We start from the raw sequence: 14,781 nt of genomic DNA, 5'->3' as shown, positions 1-14,781 counted from the left end.
CGATCGTCAATGTCGGTATAGCATCGCCCCGTTTTGATACTTAAGGCCCCCAGGAGGGCAACATGAGCAACGGTAATGGTGTGTCGGTCGTGACCGACGCCGTCGAGAACGTCAAAGAAGCCGCCACCAACGTTGGCGAGACCATCGCCCACGCCGCCGAAGACGCCGTGAAGTCGGTCAAGAAGACCGTCAAGCGCGCCACCAAGGCGGCCGGTACCCGCGTTGCCAAGGCCAAGAAGGCCGTGGCCAAGGTCGAGAAGACCGTTGCCAAGAAGGCCGACAAGGCCGCCAAGTCGGTCGGCAAGACCGTTGCCAATGCCAAGAAGAAGCTGGAAGCGGCCAAGAAGAACGCCAAGGCCGAAGCCGCTGCCCTGAAGAAGGAAGTGGCCAAGAAGAAGGCCGCTGCAGGCAAGGCTGTGACCAAGAAGGCCGCTGCCGCCAAGAAGGCCACCAAGGCTGCCGGCAAGAAGGTCGCCACCGTGAAGAAGGCCGCCACCAAGAAGGCCGCCGTCGCGAAGAAGACCGTTGCCAAGAAGACCGCGGCCGCCAAGAAGGTGGTCGGCAAGAAGGTCGCCACCGCCAAGAAGGCTGTGGCCAAGAAGACCGTCGCCGCCAAGAAGGTCGCCGGCAAGAAGGCCGTGGCTGCGAAGAAGGTTGTCGGCAAGAAGGTTGCCGCCACCAAGAAGGTCGCCACCAAGAAGACCGCGGCCGCCAAGAAGGTTGTCGGCAAGAAGGCTGCCGTCGCCAAGAAGGCTGTTGGCAAGAAGGCCGCCGTCGCCAAGAAGGCTGTCGGCAAGAAGACCGCCGTCGCCAAGAAGGCGGTGGGCAAGAAGGTTGCCGCCACCCGCAAGACGGTCGCCAGGAAGGCTGCGCCGCTGAAGAAGGTCGCCGCCAAGAAGGCTCCGGGCAAGAAGGCCGTGCGCAAGGTCGCCAAGCGCAAGTAATCGCGCCGTGACCGAAGGCCCTGCCACCCACCGGGTGGTAGGGCCTTTCGCGTTTCTGGGGCGCTACCTGGGGCAAGATGCAGGTTCTTCCCGCCGGAGCCCCGACCATGCGCGGTATCGACTTCAGTTCCTGGCAGGGCGTGCTGTCCACGTTGGCCGGCCTGGTCCTGATCACCCTGCTCGGCGTCGGCATCCGCCTGCTGGTGATGCAGACCCTGCAGCAGCGCCGCGAGCGCGAGAACCGGCAGATCAACGAACGGCTGCGCACGCTGATGGCCGCCTACAAGACCCTGGGCGGTTCGTTCACCGGCGAGCTGGGCGTGGATCCCAGCCATCGTCGCGACCTGCGCCAGCGCGAAGATGCCGACGGCATCGCCGAGCCGCGCTCGGACCGTGCGCGGCGCATCCGCGATGCGGTCGAGGCCGCGCTGTCGGACATCCTGCTGCTGGGCACCGACGAACAGGTGCGGCTGGCCACGCGTGCCGCCAACGAACTGGCACAGGGGCGGCCGGTGCATACCCACGAACTGGTGGTCTCGCTGCGCGACTTCGTGCGCGAAGCGCTGGATCTGGCCCCGATTCCGGCCGATCTGCAGATTCCACCGCAGGGGCCGACCCGGCCCGTTGCCAGTGGTGGCGGCAAGGGCCGTAACGACGGCGATGCCAAGGGCGGCCGTGCAGGCGGTGGCGGTGGTGGTGGAATGGGCGCCGGCATGGGCGGCATGGGCCTCGGTGCCGGCGCCGCACTGGGCGCCGGCCATGCTGCTGCCAGCGATGAAACGGACGCGCGCTGAGCACGTCCGCCGGGTTCAGCGCGTCAGCTCGTAGAGCGGCACGAAGCCGCCGTAGATCATCCGCGCGCCGTCGAACGGCATCGGATTCTTCGTTGGATCAAACCGCGGGTCCTCCATCATCTTCTTCATGCCGGCGTCGCGGGTCGGCTTGTCCGGCCATTCGATCCAGGAAAACACCACCGTCTCATCCGGCGTGGCTTTCACCGCGCCGAAGAAGTCGGTGGTCTTGCCGTGCGGCACGTCATCGCCCCAGCACTCGACCACGCGCAGCGCGCCGTACTCGATGAAAACGGGATCCCCTGTGCGTGCATGGGCGAGGAACTTCTCCTTGTTGGCGGTGGGCACCGCCAGGACGAAACCGTCGATGTAGCTCATTGCCTGCCTCCGGATGGACCGTGCCACATGCACGGCCTTCAGGTACACGACGAACCAGGGGATCGGGGATCGACAACGGTGGACGGTGAAGAAACCTGAAAAATGCACGCGCGCCGCGCGCGTATGCCAGACGCAGCCTGAATCAAGCCAAAAAATTCAGCAATGCGAAGACCGCTGTTTTCAGGGAGCGTTGTGGCGAATAACGGAGAATTTACATTCCCGATGCGATGGCGCCCTGGCGCTGCTGCACACCATAAGAAAGTAAAGGTGTACCCCCATGAAGAATTCGCTGATTGCTCTGGCCCTGGCCGCTGCCCTGCCGTTCACCGCTTCGGCTGCTGAGAACCTGTCCTACAACTACGCCGAAGCCGACTACGCCAAGACCGACGTTGAAGGCATCAAGGCCGACGGCTGGGGCGTGAAGGGTTCCTACGGCTTCCTGCCGAACTTCCACGCCTTCGGCGAATACAGCCGCCAGGAAATCGACCACACCAACCTGAAGGTTGACCAGTGGAAGGTCGGTGCCGGCTACAACGTTGAAATCGCTCCGAGCACCGACTTCGTCGCCCGCGTTGCCTACCAGAAGTTCGACCGCAAGCACGGTCTGGACTTCAACGGCTACAGCGCTGAAGCCGGTATCCGCACTGCCTTCGGCGCCCACGCCGAGGTCTACGGCATGGTCGGTTACGAAGACTACGCCAAGAAGCACGGCGTCAATCCGGATGGCCAGTGGTACGGCCGCCTGGGTGGTCAGGTCAAGCTGAACCAGAACTGGGGCCTGAACGGCGAGCTGAAGATGAACCGCCACGGCGACAAGGAATACACCGTCGGCCCGCGCTTCAGCTGGTAATTGCTGCCTCGGCGCGATTGCGCGCTGGAGACGCCCCAACAGGCCCGGCATTTGCCGGGCCTGTTGCGTTTGCGCCGTGGCAAACCGGAATGCTGTCTGACTGGCGGAATGCGCGGGCCAGCCATTGCAAGGAATTGGATTCCGCCGCTGCGGGCACCGACCTACGTTGGATGTCCCATGTTGCCTGGACATGCCGCAATGCCGCTGACCCTCCCGCCTCTGCTGCCTGATCGGCCACGACGCCTGGCGCTGCTGGACCCGCACCCGGTACTGCGGTTGGGCGTGGAAGTGCTGCTGCGCCAGCACGCGGGTGTGCAGGTACGGGTGAGCCTGTCCAGCGAGGCGCACCTGCTGCACCTGCTGGAGCGCAGCCCGACGTGTGTCGACCTGCTGCTGATCGATGCGTTGCCCATGGGCGACCTGGGCGATGGGTTGGCCCTGTTGCACGTGCTGTCGCAGCGCTGGCCGGCACTGCCGGTGCTGGTGCTCTCGGCACACTGCAATGCCAGCACGGTGGCCACCGCGATGCGTGCCGGTGCGCGCGGCTTCCTGTCCAAGTCGACGCCACCGGACGTGCTGCTGCGTGCCATTGATGTGGTCGCCCGGGGAGGGCGCTTCGTGCCACCAGAGCTGCGCGCGGAACTGAACCTGCCGGGCACGCGTGCACGCAGAATGCCGGCCCCGGCACTGGTGCCGTTGAGCCAGCGCGAACGGGAAGTGCTCGGGCTGGTGCTGAAAGGGGTCAGCACCAGCGAAATGGCCCTGCGATCGGGGCGTTCAGCCAGCACGATCAGCTCGCAGAAAACCTCGGCCTACCGCAAGCTCGGCATCCGCGGGGACGGTGACCTGTTCCGCTTCCGCCACCTGCTGGAATGCGGATGAGCGGCGTTACTCGCCCTGGTACTGCTTCTCTTCCACCAGTGCAGAACCGGCCAAGCGGTTGATCTCGTTCTTCACCTGCACGCGCTCGCCATTGGTGCCATAGACACCGCGTGCCAGCTGGATGAATGCATCATCGAACACCTGGGCCGCTTCCTTGTCGCGCAGCTGGTCCTGGATGTCCCACATACGCTCGTTGATCGCCTTCAACTGCTGCTGCAGCGCGGCCAGGGCCGGCTGTGCCTGCAGCTGCTGCTGCAACAGGGGCAGCAGGCCGTCCAGCTCGGTGCGCACGTTGGCCAGCTTGGCGGCATCGTCGATGCGCTCGGCCTTGATCTGGAGAATGGTGATCTTGTCGATCAGCTCGCCGATCGATACCGGGGTCAGGATGGCGTCCACGCGGTTGGTTCCTGGAAACAGGGCGCCATGATACCGCGCCGCTGGCGCATGGCCCCGATCCACGGGATTTACGCCGAATTTGCGCCGCGGCCCGGGCCGCACCCTCGATCCGTTACGGCCACGCGCTGGACACTGCCGTCCCGGCGGCATGACCGCCTTCGACGAGGAACACAGTGCAGTGAACAGCAAGGGGATGATGGCGGCGGTGGTGGCCGCCCTGGCAGGGCTGCTTGGCATGGGCAGCGCGCAGGCACAGGTGCAGGTCAGTGGCAGTGCGGCCTTGACCAGTGACTACGTGTGGCGCGGCAGCTCGCAGAGCGATGGTGACCCGGCGGTGCAAGCCGGCGCGAAGATCTCGATCCCATCGGGCTGGTACGCCAGCGTGTGGGGGTCCAACGTCTCGTTCAAGCCGGACAATGGCGCGCGCAGCGAGTTCGACCTGGTGGCGGGCTGGTCCGGCGCGCTGGCACCGGACTGGACGCTGGATGCGAACCTGACCCGCTATGTGTATCCGGGTACCGGTCGTGCGCTGGACTGGACCGAACTCAACACCACCGTGACCTGGAAGCAGCGCGCCTGGCTGCAGGTCGCGCATTCCAACGATGCGTTGGCCGGTGGCCATCGCGGAACCTATGCCCAGCTGGGCGTGCGTGTGCCGCTGCACGAACGCGTCCGCCTGGAAGCAGCGGTGGGCCAGTACTGGCTGGCCACCGCGCAGGGCCCGGATTACCTGCATGGCCAGCTCAGTGCCATTGCCACGCTGACTCCGGCATGGGAGCTGCGCGCCACCGTGCATGACACCGACAGCGCGGCCAAGCGACTGTTCCCGGGCAATGCCGGTGGACGCTGGGAGCTGGCGCTGCAGGGCAGCTTCTAGTTCGACGATGCCGCCTGGCGCGCGCGCAGCGCGCCGGGCAGCCACAGCAGCAGGGCCAGCACGGCCACGGCGGCACCGGCCACGCAGACGCCGGTCCAACCGTAGCGCTGGTAGACCTGCGCCGACAGCAGCGAACCCAGCGAGCCGCCGATGAAGTAGCCGGTCATGTAGCCGGCATTGAGGCGGTTGCGCGCCGCGGGCTGCAGCGCATAGATCAGATTCTGGTTGCTGACGTGCAGCAGCTGTGCGGCCAGGTCCAGCACCACCACGCCGATCAGCAGCGCCAGCAGCGAGTGGGCCGACAGCCCCAGTGGCAGCCACGACAGCAGCAACAGCACCAGCGCGATGGCAGTGGCGCGTCCGGTCTGGCCGCGATCGGACATGCGCCCGGCCAGGCCGGCCGCCAGCGTACCGGCTGCACCGACCAGCCCGAACAGGCCGATGGTGGCATCGCTGTAGGCGTACGGTGGCTGCGCCAGCAGGAACGCGAGCGGGGTCCAGAAAATCGCGAACATGGCAAAGCTGCAGGCGCCCAGCAGGGTGCGCTGGCGCAGCACCGGCTCCTGCACGAACAGCACGCCGATCGAGCGCAGCAAGGCGAAATAGCCCAGGCCGGCGCTGTGGTGGAATCGCGGCAGGCCGCGCTGCAATGCCAGTGCGGTCAGCACCAGGGTGCCGGCAGCGATGGCATACACCAGGCGCCAGTCACCCAGGCTGGAAAGCAGGCCGGCCACGGTACGCGCCAGCAGGATGCCCAGCAGCAGGCCACTCATCAGCGTGCCGACCACGCGGCCACGATGTTCCGGCGCGGCCAGCGTGGCCGCGAACGGCACCAGCACCTGTGCCACCACCGAAAACAGTCCGGTGATCGCGGTCCCGACCAGCAGCCAGGCCAGCGACGGCGCGCAGGCACTGATCACCAGGCCACCGGCCGACAGCAGGCTCATCACCACGATCAAGCGGCGGCGCTCGAACAGGTCACCCAGTGGCACCAGCAGGATCAGTCCGGCGGCATAGCTCAGCTGTGCTGCGGTAATCACCATGCCGACCTGGCCGAACGGCACGCCGAAGGCATCTGCGATGGTGTGCAGCAGCGGTTGCGCATAGTAGTTGCTGGCCACGGCCACGCCGGTGGCGACCGACATCAGCAGCACCTGCCAGCGGTGCAGAGGGGGAAGGGACGGGCTCACGCGGTGTTCCAGGAAGCGGGGTGCACAGTGTCCGCCTGCTGCGGTCATGATGGAAATGAATCATCATCATCCTTGTCATCTGAAAACAAGATAGCTGGATGAACCTCAAGCAGCTCGAGTTTGCCGTCGCCCTGGCCGAGGAGGGCAATTTCACCCGTGCCGCCGAGCGCTGCCACGTGGTGCAGTCCGCGCTCAGCCACCAGATCGCCCACCTGGAACAGGAACTGGGTGCCACGCTGTTCGAGCGCCTGCCACGCCAGGTGCGGGCTACCGCCGCCGGCGAGGCGTTGCTGGTGCACGCACGCCAGGTGCTGGCCAGCCTGCGCCACCTGCGCGCCGACGTGGCCGCCGTCAGTGGCGAAGTGCGTGGCCTGCTGGCCATCGGGCAGATTTCTTCGCTGACCGACATCGACGTCGTGGCGATGCTGGCGGCCTTCCAGCGGGTGCACCCACAGGTGGAGTTCCAGCTGCGCGTGGACAAGAGCGAAGACCTGATCGCACAGGTGCAGTCGCGCGCGCTGGATGTGGCACTGGTCGGCCTGGCGCCGTCGGCAGCGCTGGATGGCGTCTGCCACCAGGTGCTGCAGGAGGAGGATCTGGTAGCGGTACTGGCGCCGTCGCACCGGCTCGCCGGGCGCACGCGGCTGCCATTGACCGCACTGCAGGATGAAGCGCTGGTCGACTTCCCGCGCGGTACCGGTGCGCGCCGGCAGACCGACGATGCCTTCGCCGCCGCTGGCCTGCCGCACACGGTGCGTTTCGAGGTCAACCTGATGGAACTGGTCGAGCGCTTCGTCCGCCACGGATTGGCGGTGGGCATCGTGCCGGCGTTGATCGCCGAAGGTTTCCAGGGCGTGGTTCAGATTCCACTGCAGCCGACCCCGACCCGGCGCGTACACCTGGTCTGGCAGCGGCTGCCGACGCCGGCCGCGCGCGCCTTCGTCGAGGCCGTGCTCAGCCGCGCAGGCGCAGGCTCAGGCCCTTGAGGAAGTTGCGCAGCATCTGGTCCAGGCAGCGCCGGTAGTTGGTGTGCCCGGGCTGGCGGAACAACGCACCGACTTCCGACTTGGACACGTTGAAGCCGGCGCTGGCGAAGATCTCCATCAGGTCCACGTCGCGCAGCTGGAAGGCCACGCGCAGCTTCTTCAGCACCAGGTTGTTGTCGATGCGGGTTTCCACCGCACGCTGCGGCTGGCTCTCGTCGCGACCGCGCAGGTGCACGATCAGGCCATCGAGGAAGTGCGCCAGTGCGCTGTCGTTCATCGCCTCGAAACCGGCTTCGTCCTCGCGGCGCAGCCAGGCCTTCACCTGCTCGGTATCCACGGCGAAGGCCGGGTCGGCCATCTGGCACAGGGTGACCACGTGCTGGTCACCCAGGTCCAGGGAGTAGCGCACGCTGCGCAGGACATCATTGTTGATCATGGCGCAATTGTACCGGTCACCCCGACACGTGGGGTCGCCGCCCCGGATCTGGCCGATCCGGCAACACGGGTGCTGCCGGACGGTGCCAGAATGGGGATCTGGTTTTCCCCCTGGAGTTGCCTGATGACCCGCACTGTCCTGATTACCGGCGCCACGTCCGGCTTCGGCGCCGCCGCCGTCCACCGCTTCGCCCAGGCCGGCTGGAAAGTGATCGCCACCGGCCGCCGCGGCGAACGCCTGCAACCGCTGGTCGAGCGCTATGGCAAGGACGTGGTGCACGCCGCCGCCTTCGACATCCGCGATCCGGTGGCGATGGAGGCGGCCCTGCTGGCGCTGCCGCCGGCCTTCGGCGAGATCGACCTGCTGGTCAATAACGCCGGTCTGGCGCAGGGCACCGCACCGGCACAGAGCGCCAGGCTGTCGGACTGGACCACGATGATCGACACCAACATCACCGCGCTGGTGACCCTGACCCACCGCCTGTTGCCGCAGCTGGTGGAGCGCAAGGGTGCGATCATCAACATCTCGTCGGTGGCCGGCGTCTACCCGTACCCGGGTGGCAACGCCTACGGTGGCACCAAGGCCTTCGTCAGCCAGTTCTCGCTGGGCCTGCGTTCGGACCTGCACGGCACCGGCGTGCGCGTGACCACGATCGAGCCGGGCATGGCCGAGACCGAGTTCACCGTGGTCCGCACCCATGGCGACCAGAATGCATCGGACAAGCTGTACAGCGGTGCCAATCCGATGACCGCCGAAGACATCGCCGAACAGATCTTCTGGGTGGCCACGCTGCCACCGCACCTGAACATCAATCGCCTGGAGCTGATGCCGGTCAGCCAGTCCTTCGCCGGGTTCCAGGTCGCCCGCGAGGGCTGACGCCGTGTGTGGAGTCGAGCCATGCTCGACTCGGCAGAAACAAAAAAAGCCGGGCAATGCCCGGCTTTCTTCATGCAGTCCCGCAGAACGTCACTGCGCCTTGATGGCCATCGCCTGCAGGCCGGTGCCATCCAGCTTCTGCTTCGCTTCAGACAGTTCGCCGGCGCTGCCGTACGGCCCCATGCGCACGCGATACACGGTCTTGCCGTTGATCTGCGCCGACTCCACGCGTGCCGCCAGGCCCATCATGGCCAGCTTGGCCTTGGTGGCTTCGGCGTCGCCGGACGCACCGAAGGCACCTGCCTGCAGGATGTAGCGGGCGTTGTCGGCGGGCGCCGGTGCGGCAGTGGTCGCCGGCGCGGTGGGCGCGGCTTCCGCGCGCGGCGCGGGGGTGGCGGCCGTGCTGGTCGACGCCGGTGCGGTGCTGGCCGGCGGGGTTGCCGCGGCCGGGCGCTCGCTCAGCGGTGCCGGCAGCGGACGGTTGCTCGCGGTCACCGGTGCGGTGCTGGCGACGCTGGCCGTTGCGGTCGGTGCCGGCGTGGCCGTGCTCGCCGGCGGCACCGGCTTGCCCTCCAGCGCGGCCTGCGCGCGCGACGCTTCGGCCTTGGCCCGGCGCTGGTCCTCGGCACGCGCGCTGGCGGCCAGTTCGGCGTCGGACATTTCCACTTCCTTGCCCGGCAGCAGGGTGTAGAAGTCGTACTGCGTCGCCGCGGGCTTCTCCGGTTCGGCCGGCTTCGGCGTGGCCGGCTGCGCGGCTGGCTGGCTGCCGACATCGCTGTCTGCATCAGCAACCGGGGCCGGCTGCGCGTTCGGGTTCGGCTGCGGACCGGCGCGCAGGAAGCCGTCGCCTTCGCCCTTGAACAGGTTCGGCGCCGCCAGGAACACCACGGCGGCGATCGCCACACCGGCCACCAGCCACACCCATCCGGGTGTGCCCTGGCTGCTGCTGTTGCGTCGTGCCTGGGTTTTGCCGCGTCGTGCTGCCATGTGTACTGCGTCTCCTGATGCTTACATTTTTTCCGGGGCGCTCACGCCCAGGAGTTCAAGGCCGTTGGCCAGCACCTGGCGCGCCGCGCAGGCCAGGGTCAGCTTGGCGTTGCGATCGGCGGCGTCTTCCACCAGCACCGGCGTCCCGTGATACCACGTGTGGAAGGCATGCGCCAATTCACGCAGGTACTGCGCCACCAGGTGCGGCTCCAGCGCCACGCCGGCCGCTTCCACCACTTCCGGATAGCGCGAGATCTCGTTCATCAACAGCAGCGAGGCATCGTCGGCCAGGTGGCCAAGGTTGGCCAGGCCATTGCCCTGCTCGTACACCAGGCCCTTTTCCTGCGCCTGGCGCAGCAGGCTGCAGACACGGGCGTGCGCGTACTGCACGTAGAACACCGGATTGTCGTTGCTCTGCTGGCGCGCCAGGTCGATGTCGAAGGTCAGCTGCGAATCGGGCTTGCGCGCGATCAGGAACCAGCGGGTCGCATCGCGGCCGGCTTCTTCGATCAGGTCGCGCAGGGTGAAGTAGCTGCCGGCACGCTTGGACAGCTTCACTTCCTCGCCGCCGCGCATGACCGTGACCATCTGGTGCAGCACGTATTCCGGCCAGCCCTGCGGGATGCCCACTTCCATCGCCTGCAGGCCGGCGCGCACGCGCGCCAGCGAGCCGTGATGGTCGGCGCCCAGTTCGGTGATCGCGCGCTCGTAGCCGCGCTGCCACTTGGACAGGTGGTAGGCCACGTCCGGCACGAAGTAGGTGAAGGTGCCGTCGGACTTGCGCATCACGCGGTCCTTGTCGTCACCGAAGTCGGTGCTGCGCAGCCACAGCGCGCCGCCTTCCTCATAGGTGTGGCCGGACGCCTGCAGCTTGGCCACCGCTTCGGCAACCTTGCCGTCGGCGTACAGCGAGCTTTCCAAGAAGTAGATGTCGAAGTCGACACCGAACGCGGCCAGGTCCAGGTTCTGCTCGTTGCGCAGGTAGGCCACGGCGAAGCGGCGGATTGCCTGCATATCGTCCGGATCCTTGGCGCCGACCACGGTGCTGCCTTCCAGGTCGACGCTGGCACCGGCCATGTAGGCGCGGGCGACATCGGCGATGTACTCACCGCGGTAGCCGCCTTCCGGCCAGCCGTCCTGATCGGGTGCGATGCCCTTGATCCGCGCCTGGGTGGACAGCGCCAGGTTCTCGATCTGCACGCCAGCGTCGTTGTAGTAGAACTCGCGCTTGGCGTTCCAGCCGTTGGCATCGAGCACGCGGGCCACGCAGTCGCCGATCGCCGCTGCGCGGCCATGGCCGACATGCAGCGGGCCGGTCGGGTTGGCCGACACATACTCCACGCCCACCGTGCGGCCATTGCCGGACAGGTTGCGGCCGTAGTCGTGGGCTTCCTTGATGACCGAGGCGGTTTCGCGCTGGTACGCGGCCGGGGCCAGATGGAAGTTGATGAAGCCGGGGCCGGCGATCTCGACCTTGCTGACGTCCTCGCTGCGCGGCAGCGCCTCGACCAGCGCCTGTGCCAGTGCGCGCGGATTGCTGCGCGCGGCCTTGGCCAGCAGCATCGCGGCGTTGGTGGCGAAGTCGCCGTGGTCACGGGTCTTCGGGCGCTCGACCACGAAGTCCGGCGGCAGGGAGTCGGCGGGCAGGGTGCCATTGGCGCGCAAGGCTTCGATGCCTTGGCTGATCAGGGCGCGGAGGAGATTTTTCACGAGGCCTGCTGTGAGAATGAGCGGCGGAATCGCCCATTTTAGCGCAGATGCCCGCGCCCACGCTGACCAGGACATGCCTGCGGGGCGCCCGCCCGGCCCTGACCAAGGCCGTTCAGCCGAACAGGCGCGGCTGGGGCGGGGACAGCAGGCCCCGTTCAGCAAATGAAACGGGGCGGCCCTCGCCGACCACGAAGTGGTCGAGCAGGCGCACGTCCACCAGTGCCAGCGCCTGCTGCAGTTCATCGGTGATGCGGGTGTCGGCGCCGGAGGGCTCGGGGTCGCCGGAAGGATGATTGTGGCTGAGGATCACCGCTGCCGCATTGTGCAGCAGGGCTCGACGCACCACCTCGCGGGGATAGACCGGGGCGGCATTGATGGTGCCCTGGAACAGTTCTTCGCAGGCGATCAGGCGGTGGCGGTTGTCCAGGAACAGCGCCATGAAGATCTCGCGGGCCTGGCCGCGCAGGCGGTGCTGCAGATAGCGGCCGACCGCAGCCGGGTTGTTGCCGACGGCCTCGCCCTGCTGAAGTTCGGCCGCCAGATAGCGGTGGGCCAGTTCCAGCCCGGCGGCCAGTGCACAGCTTCGAGCAGGGCCCAGCCCCGGCAACCGGGCCAGCTCGCGGGCCGGGCGGTCCAGCAGCACACGCAGGGGACCGTGCGCCTGCAGCAGGTCGCGCGCGGTCTGCACCGCATCGCGTCCACCGAAGCCGGAGCCGAGGAACAGTGCCAGCAGTTCTGCGTCGGACAGCGTGGCGGGGCCGCGTGCGATCAGCTTCTCGCGGGGACGTTCCTGTTCGGGCCAGTCGTGGATGGGCATGCCTGCATCATCGCCAGTGGGGGCGATGCGGCCCATCAGGGCAGGACGCATGCCCGGGTCGGCCGTTGCCTCAGTCGCGTCGCGACTGCAGGTAGGCGAACAGCTCCTGGTTGTTCTGCAGCCCCAGCTTGCGCTTGGCCTCGGCCTTCTGCCGGCTGATCGTCTTGGGGCTGCGGCCGCAGTGGACGGCGATGGCGTTCACTTTCAGCCCGGCGGCCAACAGGTCCAGCACTTCCTGTTCGCGGGCGGACAGCGCCGCCGGTTCGCGCGCGAACATCAGGTCGCGCGCCTGCAGGTGGTGGCGCAGCTGCTGCGAGACGAACACCTGCCCTGCCATGGCCGCGTTCAGGGCCTGCGGCAACTCGCCGAAATCGGCGCACTTGTCGACCAGGCCGCTGACACCCTCACGCAGCAGGCCATCGAGCAGGCCGGGGTGGCGGGCGCCGGTAAGCACCACCACGGGCATTCGCGGGTGGCGTGCGCGCAGTTCAGCGATCAGTTCCGGGCCATCCGGGCCGGTGCCCGGCATGGAGAGGTCGGTCAGCACCGCGTCGCAGCCGTGGTGCTCGACCAGCTGCAGCAGCTCGGCGCCGTCACGCGCGCTGCCGACGACCTCCATCAGGTGGGTCTGCAGCACGATGCGGATGCCGTGCAGGACGACGGGATGGTCGTCGGCGATGATGATGCGCGGGTGCACGCGGAATCCTCGAAAAGCGAAGCGGCACACCTGCGGCGGCCACTGACGATTCTGCAAACGTGGCCGGCCTACAGGTATAGGAAAGTTCCGAATCGCAGTGTCTTGAACCCCGGAAGCGCTGTGGTGCAAGTCCCATCTGCTGATAGCTGCCCGCTATGTGCGCTGTGCACCGGGACATTACCGACCATCGGGTAAGCTAATGCCCTCGTTTGCACAGGAATTCCAGGTGGCTGACTCCCCCAACGCTTCCCCCGCGCCCGGCCGCGCGCTGGAAGGCCAGAAACTGCTGTTGTGCGTCGGAGGCGGGATCGCGGCCTACAAGGCCCTGGAACTGGTGCGACGCCTGCGTGATGCGGGCGCCCAGGTGCAGGTGGCGATGACCGCCGGCGCCCAGCAGTTCGTCACCCCCCTCAGTTTCCAGGCCCTGTCCGGGCAGCCGACCCGCACCACGCTGTGGGACAGCGCCGCCGAACAGGCCATGGGCCACATCGAGCTGGCCCGCTGGGCGGACCGCATCGTGGTCGCGCCGGGAACCGCCGATCTGCTGGCCCGGCTGGCCCAGGGCCATGCCGATGACCTGGTCAGCACCCTGTGCCTGGCCAGCACCGCACCGCTGACGATCTGCCCGGCGATGAACCATCGCATGTGGCTGCATCCGGCCACCCAGGCCAACATCGCCCTGCTGCGCCAGCGTGGTGCGCAGGTGATCGGCCCGGTCGATGGCCCGCTGGCCGAAGGTGAATCCGGTCCCGGCCGGCTGGCCGAACCCGGCGACATCGTGGCCGCGCTGGCCGCCAATGGCGGCGCCGCTGCGACGGTTGCCGCGCCGGAAACCCGTGCCCTGCAGGGGCTGCGCCTGCTGATCAGTGCCGGCCCGACCTACGAAGACATCGATCCGGTGCGTTACGTCGGCAACCGCAGCAGCGGCAAGATGGGCTTTGCCCTGGCCGCCGCTGCCGCCGCGCTGGGCGCGCAGGTGGTGCTGGTCAGCGGTCCGGTACAGCTGCCGACGCCGCCGGGCGTGCAGCGCATCGACGTGCGCTCGGCCGCGCAGATGCGCGATGCCGTACTGAAGTCGCTGCCCGCCGACATCTATATCGGTGCCGCCGCGGTGTCCGACTACACGCCGCGCCAGGTCGCCGCGCAGAAGCTGAAGAAGACCGCCGACAGCCAGTCGCTGGTGATCGAACTGGTGCGCACGCCGGACATCCTCGCCGAAGTCGCTGCACAGACGCAGTCGCTGAAGCTGGTGGTCGGCTTCGCCGCCGAGACCCACGACGTGGAGAAATACGCGCGCGGCAAACTGGTCGACAAGCGCCTGGACCTGGTGATCGCCAACCAGGTCGGCATCAGTGGCGGCGGTTTCGAGAGCGACAACAATGCCGCCACGGCCTTCTGGCAGGACGGCGAACAGGTATTCCCGGCCACTTCCAAGCGCGAGCTGGCCGAACAACTGCTGGCGCTGATCGCGCGGAGACTCCAGGCATGACCCAGGCATCCACTTCCCACCCGCTGCAGGTCAAGCTGCTCGATCCGCGCTTCGGCGACAGCTGGCCGCTGCCGGCCTATGCCACCGAGGCCAGTGCCGGCATGGACCTGCGCGCGGCGCTGGATACCGCGCTGACCCTGCAGCCGGGCGACACCGCGCTGGTGCCCAGCGGCCTGGCCATCCATATTGCCGACCCGAACCTGTGCGCGGTGATCCTGCCGCGTTCCGGGCTGGGCCATCGGCATGGCATCGTGCTGGGCAACGGCACCGGCCTGATCGATGCCGACTACCAGGGGCCGCTGCTGATCAGCGTCTGGAACCGTGGCCGCGAGGCCTTCACCATCGAGCCGGGCGATCGCATCGCGCAGCTGGTGGTGGTTCCGATCGCCCGCGTCAGCCTGCAGGTAGTGGATACTTTCACCGACAGCGTGCGGGGCGCGGGTGGATTCGGCCATACCGGGGTGCGTTGACAGGG

At 67.6% G+C, this 14,781-nt stretch carries 17 protein-coding genes; 9 read left to right on the top strand and 8 right to left on the bottom strand.

Translation table 11 applies throughout. The features are described from left to right. The first annotated feature begins 62 nt into the window (after positions 1-62). Together AC5P6H_RS15005 and AC5P6H_RS15000 are read left to right on the top strand one after the other, a co-directional pair. Positions 63-944 carry a histone gene (locus tag AC5P6H_RS15005; protein ID WP_495202823.1) on the top strand — a complete coding sequence of 294 codons (882 nt, stop codon included), beginning with the start codon at positions 63-65 and terminating at the stop codon, positions 942-944. Between the two features lie 107 nt (positions 945-1,051). After that, entirely contained in the window at positions 1,052-1,738 is a 687-nt protein-coding gene (locus AC5P6H_RS15000) for a hypothetical protein (RefSeq protein ID WP_014645654.1), read from the top strand. 15 nt (positions 1,739-1,753) lie between these two features. On the opposite strand, the gene AC5P6H_RS14995 is transcribed toward AC5P6H_RS15000, so the two are convergent. After that, positions 1,754-2,113, bottom strand: coding sequence for a DUF1428 domain-containing protein (locus tag AC5P6H_RS14995; protein ID WP_014645655.1), 360 nt, complete (start codon positions 2,111-2,113; stop codon positions 1,754-1,756). A gap of 277 nt (positions 2,114-2,390) precedes the next feature. On the opposite strand from AC5P6H_RS14995, the gene AC5P6H_RS14990 reads away from it, so the two are divergent. Both AC5P6H_RS14990 and AC5P6H_RS14985 read left to right on the top strand, forming a co-directional pair. Continuing rightward, the gene (locus AC5P6H_RS14990; RefSeq protein ID WP_014645657.1) at positions 2,391-2,963 is read left to right on the top strand and encodes an OmpO family porin; all 573 of its coding nucleotides are present in this window, start codon (positions 2,391-2,393) and stop codon (positions 2,961-2,963) included. A gap of 198 nt (positions 2,964-3,161) precedes the next feature. Then, the gene (locus tag AC5P6H_RS14985; protein WP_032961444.1) at positions 3,162-3,845 is read left to right on the top strand and encodes a response regulator transcription factor; all 684 of its coding nucleotides are present in this window, start codon (positions 3,162-3,164) and stop codon (positions 3,843-3,845) included. A 6-nt stretch (positions 3,846-3,851) separates the two neighbouring features. On the opposite strand, the gene AC5P6H_RS14980 is transcribed toward AC5P6H_RS14985, so the two are convergent. Next, complete coding sequence (locus tag AC5P6H_RS14980; RefSeq protein WP_046428155.1) at positions 3,852-4,241, bottom strand: DUF6165 family protein; 390 nt, start codon at positions 4,239-4,241, stop codon at positions 3,852-3,854. A gap of 148 nt (positions 4,242-4,389) precedes the next feature. Between AC5P6H_RS14980 and AC5P6H_RS14975 the strand changes: the two genes are divergently transcribed. Continuing rightward, positions 4,390-5,118, top strand: a complete 729-nt coding sequence (locus AC5P6H_RS14975) for a TorF family putative porin (protein WP_111206470.1) — start codon at positions 4,390-4,392, stop codon at positions 5,116-5,118. Here AC5P6H_RS14975 and AC5P6H_RS14970 read toward each other — a convergent pair. Next, entirely contained in the window at positions 5,115-6,263 is a 1,149-nt protein-coding gene (locus AC5P6H_RS14970; protein WP_495202869.1) for an MFS transporter, read from the bottom strand. The two genes, AC5P6H_RS14975 and AC5P6H_RS14970, sit on opposite strands and share 4 nt — an antisense overlap. A gap of 143 nt (positions 6,264-6,406) precedes the next feature. Between AC5P6H_RS14970 and AC5P6H_RS14965 the strand changes: the two genes are divergently transcribed. Next, a complete protein-coding gene (locus AC5P6H_RS14965; protein ID WP_014645661.1) occupies positions 6,407-7,294 on the top strand; it encodes a LysR family transcriptional regulator in 888 nt (295 codons plus the stop codon). Here AC5P6H_RS14965 and AC5P6H_RS14960 read toward each other — a convergent pair. Next, positions 7,263-7,730: a YehS family protein gene (locus AC5P6H_RS14960; RefSeq protein WP_014645662.1), complete on the bottom strand. Its 468-nt coding sequence runs from the start codon at positions 7,728-7,730 to the stop codon at positions 7,263-7,265. The genes AC5P6H_RS14965 and AC5P6H_RS14960 overlap by 32 nt on opposite strands. 123 nt (positions 7,731-7,853) lie before the next feature. Between AC5P6H_RS14960 and AC5P6H_RS14955 the strand changes: the two genes are divergently transcribed. After that, entirely contained in the window at positions 7,854-8,606 is a 753-nt protein-coding gene (locus tag AC5P6H_RS14955; protein WP_014035694.1) for an SDR family NAD(P)-dependent oxidoreductase, read from the top strand. A 90-nt stretch (positions 8,607-8,696) separates the two neighbouring features. On the opposite strand, the gene AC5P6H_RS14950 is transcribed toward AC5P6H_RS14955, so the two are convergent. The 4 genes from AC5P6H_RS14950 to AC5P6H_RS14935 form a co-directional block, all read right to left on the bottom strand. After that, positions 8,697-9,593: an SPOR domain-containing protein gene (locus AC5P6H_RS14950; RefSeq protein ID WP_046428160.1), complete on the bottom strand. Its 897-nt coding sequence runs from the start codon at positions 9,591-9,593 to the stop codon at positions 8,697-8,699. A gap of 21 nt (positions 9,594-9,614) precedes the next feature. Then, positions 9,615-11,303, bottom strand: a complete 1,689-nt coding sequence (gene argS / locus AC5P6H_RS14945) for an arginine--tRNA ligase (protein WP_032961431.1) — start codon at positions 11,301-11,303, stop codon at positions 9,615-9,617. A 112-nt stretch (positions 11,304-11,415) separates the two neighbouring features. Beyond that, the gene (radC, locus tag AC5P6H_RS14940) at positions 11,416-12,120 is read right to left on the bottom strand and encodes a RadC family protein (RefSeq protein ID WP_014035697.1); all 705 of its coding nucleotides are present in this window, start codon (positions 12,118-12,120) and stop codon (positions 11,416-11,418) included. Between the two features lie 70 nt (positions 12,121-12,190). Beyond that, a complete protein-coding gene (locus tag AC5P6H_RS14935) occupies positions 12,191-12,817 on the bottom strand; it encodes a response regulator (protein WP_014645666.1) in 627 nt (208 codons plus the stop codon). Positions 12,818-13,016: 199 nt separating this feature from the next. Here AC5P6H_RS14935 and coaBC point away from each other — a divergent pair, with 199 nt between their 5' ends. Both coaBC and dut read left to right on the top strand, forming a co-directional pair. Further along, complete coding sequence (gene coaBC / locus AC5P6H_RS14930; RefSeq protein ID WP_014645667.1) at positions 13,017-14,306, top strand: bifunctional phosphopantothenoylcysteine decarboxylase/phosphopantothenate--cysteine ligase CoaBC; 1,290 nt, start codon at positions 13,017-13,019, stop codon at positions 14,304-14,306. After that, positions 14,303-14,776, top strand: a complete 474-nt coding sequence (gene dut, locus AC5P6H_RS14925) for a dUTP diphosphatase (protein WP_014035700.1) — start codon at positions 14,303-14,305, stop codon at positions 14,774-14,776. The genes coaBC and dut overlap by 4 nt, the downstream gene beginning before the upstream one ends. Positions 14,777-14,781: the final 5 nt, after the last annotated feature.

This window comes from Stenotrophomonas sp. YJH_SMC_110, assembly GCF_059369255.1.
This window is presented reverse-complemented; position numbering and strand designations above follow the sequence as displayed.

Coding starts and splice junctions, on each gene's coding strand:
- AC5P6H_RS14965 (WP_014645661.1), top strand. CDS start 6,407: ATGAACCTCAAGCAGCTCGAGTTTGCCGTCGCCCTGGCCGAGGAGGGC.
- AC5P6H_RS14950 (WP_046428160.1), bottom strand. CDS start 9,593: ATGGCAGCACGACGCGGCAAAACCCAGGCACGACGCAACAGCAGCAGC.
- AC5P6H_RS14985 (WP_032961444.1), top strand. CDS start 3,162: ATGCCGCTGACCCTCCCGCCTCTGCTGCCTGATCGGCCACGACGCCTG.
- AC5P6H_RS14975 (WP_111206470.1), top strand. CDS start 4,390: ATGACCGCCTTCGACGAGGAACACAGTGCAGTGAACAGCAAGGGGATG.
- dut (WP_014035700.1), top strand. CDS start 14,303: ATGACCCAGGCATCCACTTCCCACCCGCTGCAGGTCAAGCTGCTCGAT.
- coaBC (WP_014645667.1), top strand. CDS start 13,017: ATGCCCTCGTTTGCACAGGAATTCCAGGTGGCTGACTCCCCCAACGCT.
- AC5P6H_RS14970 (WP_495202869.1), bottom strand. CDS start 6,263: ATGTCGGTCGCCACCGGCGTGGCCGTGGCCAGCAACTACTATGCGCAA.
- AC5P6H_RS14990 (WP_014645657.1), top strand. CDS start 2,391: ATGAAGAATTCGCTGATTGCTCTGGCCCTGGCCGCTGCCCTGCCGTTC.
- AC5P6H_RS14960 (WP_014645662.1), bottom strand. CDS start 7,730: ATGATCAACAATGATGTCCTGCGCAGCGTGCGCTACTCCCTGGACCTG.
- AC5P6H_RS14995 (WP_014645655.1), bottom strand. CDS start 2,113: ATGAGCTACATCGACGGTTTCGTCCTGGCGGTGCCCACCGCCAACAAG.
- AC5P6H_RS14955 (WP_014035694.1), top strand. CDS start 7,854: ATGACCCGCACTGTCCTGATTACCGGCGCCACGTCCGGCTTCGGCGCC.
- AC5P6H_RS15000 (WP_014645654.1), top strand. CDS start 1,052: ATGCGCGGTATCGACTTCAGTTCCTGGCAGGGCGTGCTGTCCACGTTG.
- radC (WP_014035697.1), bottom strand. CDS start 12,120: ATGCCCATCCACGACTGGCCCGAACAGGAACGTCCCCGCGAGAAGCTG.
- AC5P6H_RS15005 (WP_495202823.1), top strand. CDS start 63: ATGAGCAACGGTAATGGTGTGTCGGTCGTGACCGACGCCGTCGAGAAC.